Source organism: Nocardiopsis nanhaiensis, assembly GCF_054778635.1.
This window is the reverse complement of sequence record NZ_BAAGZJ010000154.1, coordinates 1-5,164: the sequence shown is the minus strand read 5'-3', so window position 1 is coordinate 5,164 and position 5,164 is coordinate 1. Positions and strand designations below refer to the sequence as shown.

The 5,164-nt window shown below is 68.1% G+C and carries 5 protein-coding genes and 1 pseudogene; 3 read left to right on the top strand and 3 right to left on the bottom strand.

All coding sequences use genetic code 11. The features are described from left to right. Positions 1 to 539: 539 nt before the first annotated feature. From ACYVD1_RS34285 to ACYVD1_RS34275, 3 genes are read right to left on the bottom strand one after another with little or no spacing between them, the layout of a single operon-like run. Positions 540 to 1,151: a methylated-DNA--[protein]-cysteine S-methyltransferase gene (locus ACYVD1_RS34285; RefSeq protein WP_460778638.1), complete on the bottom strand. Its 612-nt coding sequence runs from the start codon at positions 1,149 to 1,151 to the stop codon at positions 540 to 542. Beyond that, positions 1,148 to 2,569, bottom strand: a complete 1,422-nt coding sequence (locus tag ACYVD1_RS34280) for an AlkA N-terminal domain-containing protein (protein WP_460778639.1) — start codon at positions 2,567 to 2,569, stop codon at positions 1,148 to 1,150. The genes ACYVD1_RS34285 and ACYVD1_RS34280 overlap by 4 nt, the downstream gene beginning before the upstream one ends. 54 nt (positions 2,570 to 2,623) lie before the next feature. Then, a complete protein-coding gene (locus ACYVD1_RS34275) occupies positions 2,624 to 2,908 on the bottom strand; it encodes a hypothetical protein (protein WP_460763936.1) in 285 nt (94 codons plus the stop codon). A 146-nt stretch (positions 2,909 to 3,054) separates the two neighbouring features. Here ACYVD1_RS34275 and ACYVD1_RS34270 point away from each other — a divergent pair, with 146 nt between their 5' ends. From ACYVD1_RS34270 to ACYVD1_RS34260, 3 genes and pseudogenes are all read left to right on the top strand, one after another. Then, on the top strand, positions 3,055 to 3,465 hold the full coding sequence (locus tag ACYVD1_RS34270; protein WP_460763933.1) for a cobalamin B12-binding domain-containing protein: 411 nt from the start codon (positions 3,055 to 3,057) through the stop codon (positions 3,463 to 3,465). Positions 3,466 to 3,825: 360 nt separating this feature from the next. Continuing rightward, positions 3,826 to 5,007: an ADP-forming succinate--CoA ligase subunit beta gene (gene sucC, locus ACYVD1_RS34265; RefSeq protein ID WP_460778637.1), complete on the top strand. Its 1,182-nt coding sequence runs from the start codon at positions 3,826 to 3,828 to the stop codon at positions 5,005 to 5,007. 15 nt (positions 5,008 to 5,022) lie between these two features. Further along, a pseudogene (locus ACYVD1_RS34260) lies at positions 5,023 to 5,164 on the top strand (succinate--CoA ligase subunit alpha); the annotation flags it as partial.

Below are 5,164 nucleotides of genomic sequence, written 5' to 3'. Positions count from 1 at the left end.
TTCGGCGCCGAAATCGCCCCTGGTAGCAAGATCAACTTCGATGAGGCTCCCACCTCTGACCGAAAGCCCGGCGGGACGCGCCCGCCCATGCGCCCGGCCTGATCGGGTCCTTCGTCGCTGGCGGGTCACTGGATTGCGACGCGCTGGCCGAGAAAGCCAGACGGGTGGGCAGGAATCCGGCCGGCCACGGCCGGACCGGGCGAAGCCCGGCCCTTCGGGCCGCAGGCCCGGGGCCCTTCGGGCCCCGAAGGGGCCATCGCCTCCCCGACCACACGTCCTCCGTTTCCTGACAGCCGCCCACCCGCCGTCGCAGCGAAGCGCCTCAAGGTGGAGCGCCACTGACGCGCGCGAAGCGCTCGACGGCGACGACCTTGACGCGCGCAGCGGAGACGGCCACCATCGGGCGGCAGGAAACGGGGAAACCACCCGCACCCGACAACAAACCCCGGCCACCCCGGCCACCCCACCCACCGCGGCCCTGCTCACAGACCCCCACCCACCGTGACTGGCGTGTGCGCTCTACGTTTGCGGGGGTGCGGTTACTGAACGGTTGTGGCTGCCGGGGCTGGGGCTGGGGTTGCGCGCTTGTTGTGCGGGTGCTTTTCCAGGTTGAGTAGGTACTTTTTGCGGTCCAGGCCTCCGGCGTAGCCGGTGAGGCCGCCGGTGGCGCCGATGACTCGGTGGCAGGGGACGATGATGCTGATCGGGTTTCGGCCGTTGGCTGTGCCTACGGCGCGGGAAGCTGTGGGTTTGCCCAGTTCTCCGGCGAGTTCGCCGTAGCTGGCGGTTCCGCCGTAGGGGATGGTGGTGAGTGCTCGCCAGACCTGGAGTTGCCATGCTGTGCCTGTGGGGGCGAGTGGCAGGTCGAAGCTTCGTAGGCCGCCGTTGAAGTAGGCGGTCAGTTGTTTCTCGACGTCGGTGAACACCTTGTGGTTGGCGATCCAGTCCTCCGGGATCGAGTGGGTTCCGTTCTCGGGTGGCGTCTTGACGCCGGTGAGGGCTTCGCCGTCGCCGTGCAGGAGGAGTTGGCCCAGCGGGGAGTCCAGCGTGGTGTAGTGGGTCGGACCTGTGAGTGGGGCTTGGAAGTGCACTGCACCGGTCCTCTGCGGGGTGGCTGCGGGTAGGTTCAGCGGCAGTGCGTTCTGGGTCATTCGGTGTCCCCGTCTTTGAGTGAGGCCCAGAGCAGGTGGGTGGCGTAGGAACGCCACGGGCTCCAGGTTGTGGGTTTTGTTTTTCGGGTGAGGGCGTGTTTCACGCCCAGGTCCGTGGTGAGGAAGACGTCTGGGTCGCCGAGGCCGCGCATGCGGATGTAGCCGGCGGTCCAGGGGCCGATGCCGTGGAGGTTCAGGAGCGCTTTCTCCGCGGTGTCGCGGTCGCTGCCCGGGCCCAGGAGGACCTGGTCGGTGGCGATCGCCCCGGCGAGGTTCACGAGGGCCCTGCCGCGGGACACGGGCATGGAGAGCTTGGTGGGGTCTGCCGCGGCCAGGGCTTGAGGCGTGGGGAAGGTGTGCGTGAGTGTGCCTTCGGGCGCTGTTAGTGGTTGGCCGTACTGGTTGACCAGGCGTTCTGCCAGGGTACGGGCGGCTTGGACGGAGACCTGTTGGCCTAGGACGGCTCGGACCGCTAGTTCTGCGGGGTCTACGTGGCCCGGGGCTCGGATACCCGGGTGCTTCTTGAGGATGGGGCCCAGGACGGGGTCTGGTGAGAGGACCTCGGCTACCGCCTCGGGGTCGGCGTCCAGGTCTAAGAGGTTTCGGCATCGGCGCACGGCGCTGGCCAGGTCTCTTGGGTCGGTCAGCCACAGGCGGCACAGCACGTGGTTCGAACCCGGGGAGAGCTCGGCGGTGGCGGGGCCGTGCGGCAGGTTGAGGGTGCGGCGGTAGGTGCTTTCGCTGTACTCCTCGATACCGGGGACCGCGCGGGCTCCGAGGAAGGCGAGCATACCGGTGAGGTCGATCCGGCCCCGGTAGGGAAGCCGGAGCGCTAATGCTCCTGGGGGCGCCGGTGTCTGGTTGTTGGCAGCGCTGCGCATCTGGGTGGGGGAGCGGTCGAAGACCGCCCGGATGGTTTCGTTGAACTGGCGGATACTCGCGAAACCCGAAGCGAAGGCGGCGTCCGCCATGGGCATGTCCGTGGTTTCCACGAGGATCCGGGCGGTGTGGGCCCGCTCAGTGCGGGCCAGTGCCAGTGGGCCCGCGCCCAGTTCAGCTGTGAGGAGGCGGTTCAGTTGGCGCTCGCTGTAGCCGAGGGTGTCGGCGACCGAGCCGACCCCGCCGCGGTCGATCGCGCCGTCGTGGATCAGGCGGACCGCCCGGCCGACGATGTCGGCCCGCATGTTCCACTCGGGTGAACCCGGGACCGTGTCCGGGCGGCAGCGTTTGCAGGCGCGGTAGCCCGACTCCTGCGCCGCTGCCGCTGAGCGGTAGAAGTGGACGTTCTCACGGCGCGGGGTGACCGCCGGGCAGCTGGGGCGGCAGTAGATACCGGTGGTGCGCACGGCGGTGTAGAAGACCCCGTCGAAGCGGGAGTCCCTGCTGTGCACTGCGCGGTAGCGCTGCTCGTCGTCCATCACGCCACCCATGATCACTGACCGAACGAGGTGGGTGCTGGCGGTTTTCGGACATTACTCTCCGCCGTGTTCTGCCAGGTACTGGATGTAGACGGGGCGCAGGGCCTCTTGGACGTCGGTGTCGGTCTCCGTGGACAGCGCTTCGTACAGGAACCCTGAGGCCTGGGCGACACTGGCTTCGCTGGCGTCCATGTTGCCCGCGATGGCCTCGGCGGCCGGGATCAGCCCTAGCAGCCGCCAGAAGAAACGGACGTCCCAGCGCCGCTTCGCGAGCTCCACGGCGCGGTCGCGCAGGTCCTCGGTGCTGGTGTGCTCGAAACCGGTGGCGTAGTCGTCCATATCCGGACAATACCCGGCCCCTGAGCCGGGCACTCGTTCGTGACCTGCGTTACTCTGCTGACGAGTTCATCATCTCCTCCCCGAGCGCTCGGGGGACCCCCACAAGGGGCGCCGGGCGCGGCGGGGAACGTAGTGAGGGGTACGTCATGGCCGAGGCCGCCGCACGAGTTGTCGTCGCGAAACCGGGACTGGACGGGCACGACCGGGGGGTCAAGATCGTCGCCAGGGTCCTGCGTGACGCCGGGGTCGAGGTCATCTACACGGGTCTGCGCCAGACCCCGGAGATGATCGTCGCCGCCGCGCTCCAGGAGGATGCCGACGCCATCGGGCTGTCCGTGCTCTCGGGAGCCCACATGACCATGTTCGGTCGGGTGATGGAGCTTCTGCGCGAGAACGACGCCACAGACATCCGGGTGTTCGGCGGGGGCATCATCCCCGACTCCGACATCGCGGAACTGGAGGCCCTAGGGGTCGCCAGGATCTTCACGCCTGGGGCACCCACCGCGGAGATCGCGGAGTGGGTGCGCGATAACATCCGGCCCGCGCACGCCGCCTGACGTGACGTTCGTCGCATCCCGGGAGATGTCCGATCTGGGGCGGTAACGGCTCGGATCGGTGTTATCGGCCGTGTTGCTGATCACAGATTTTCCCACGTGAGGGCGGCGGCATTGCCGCATGAGCGGCTTTTGAGTCCGTTCTCACCGGGGCAACGCCGCCCCGGTGTCCGGCTGCCGGACCGCGGGCGACTAAGCTTTGCGCATGTCGCGGGTGGCAAGGCCGCGGCGATCTCGAACTCTGTAGGCGGCTCAGCCCCACCGGGGCATGCGTCGTGTGACACCTACTCAGTACGTCACCGCCGAACCGGACACGCCACCCCGGTACACACTTGAGCCAGCGAGTTACAAGGACGGACCCTCGTGGACCTGTTCGAATACCAGGCGAAGGAACTCTTCGCAGAGTACGGAGTTCCCGTACCCCAGGGGAAGGTGGCGAGCACGGCCGCTGAGGCGCGTGCCATCGCTGATGAGTTCGCCGCCGCGGGCAAGACCCGCGTCGTCGTGAAGGCCCAGGTCAAGACCGGTGGCCGCGGTAAGGCCGGTGGCGTGAAGGTGGCCGACGGCCCCGAGGACGCCCAGGCCAAGGCCGAGGAGATCCTCGGCATGGACATCAAGGGCCACACGGTCCACCGCGTCCTGGTGGAGGAGGCGAGTGACATCGCCGAGGAGTACTACTTCTCCTTCCTCCTCGACCGCGCCAACCGTGACTTCCTCGCCATCTGCTCCAAAGAGGGCGGCGTGGAGATCGAGGAGGTCGCCGAGACCAACCCCGACGCCGTAGCGAAGATCTCGATCGACGCCCTGAAGGGCGCGCCGGCCGACGTCGCCGCGGAGATCGTCAAGGCGGGCAAACTGCCCGAGGCCGCCGTCGCGGGTGCCACCGAGATCGTCACCAAGCTCTGGGACGCCTTCGTCGGCAAGGACGCCACCCTCGCGGAGGTGAACCCGCTGATCCTGACCTCCGGCGGCCGGGTCGTCGCCCTCGACGGCAAGGTGACCCTGGACGAGAACGCCGAGTTCCGCCAGGACCTGGACAGCCTCACCTTTGATGAGGAGGGTGACCCGCTCGAGGTCGCCGCCAAGGCCAAGGGCCTGAACTACGTCAAGCTCGACGGCGAGGTCGGCATCATCGGTAACGGTGCCGGTCTGGTCATGTCGACCCTGGACGTGGTCGCCTACGCCGGTGAGGAGCACGGTGGTGTCAAGCCCGCCAACTTCCTCGACATCGGTGGTGGTGCCTCCGCCGAGGTGATGGCCAACGGGCTGGAGATCATCCTGGGCGACCCCGGGGTCAAGAGCGTCTTCGTCAACGTCTTCGGTGGCATCACCGCCTGTGACGCGGTGGCCAACGGCATCGTGCAGGCGCTGGAGCTGTTGGAGAAGCGCGGCGACGACGTCAGCAAGCCGCTGGTGGTGCGTCTGGACGGCAACAACGCCGACCTGGGCCGCCAGATCCTGGAGGAGCGCGCCCACCCGGCCGTTCGCCGGGTGGACACGATGGACGGCGCCGCCGCTCAGGCCGCCGAGCTCGCGGCGAAGTAGGGGACGGAACACACCATGGCTATCTTCCTCAACAAGGACAGCAAGGTGCTGGTCCAGGGCATGACCGGCTCTGAGGGCACCAAGCACACCCGTCGGATGCTCGCTTCGGGCACCAATGTCGTGGGTGGCGTGAACCCGCGCAAGGCCGGGCAGAGCG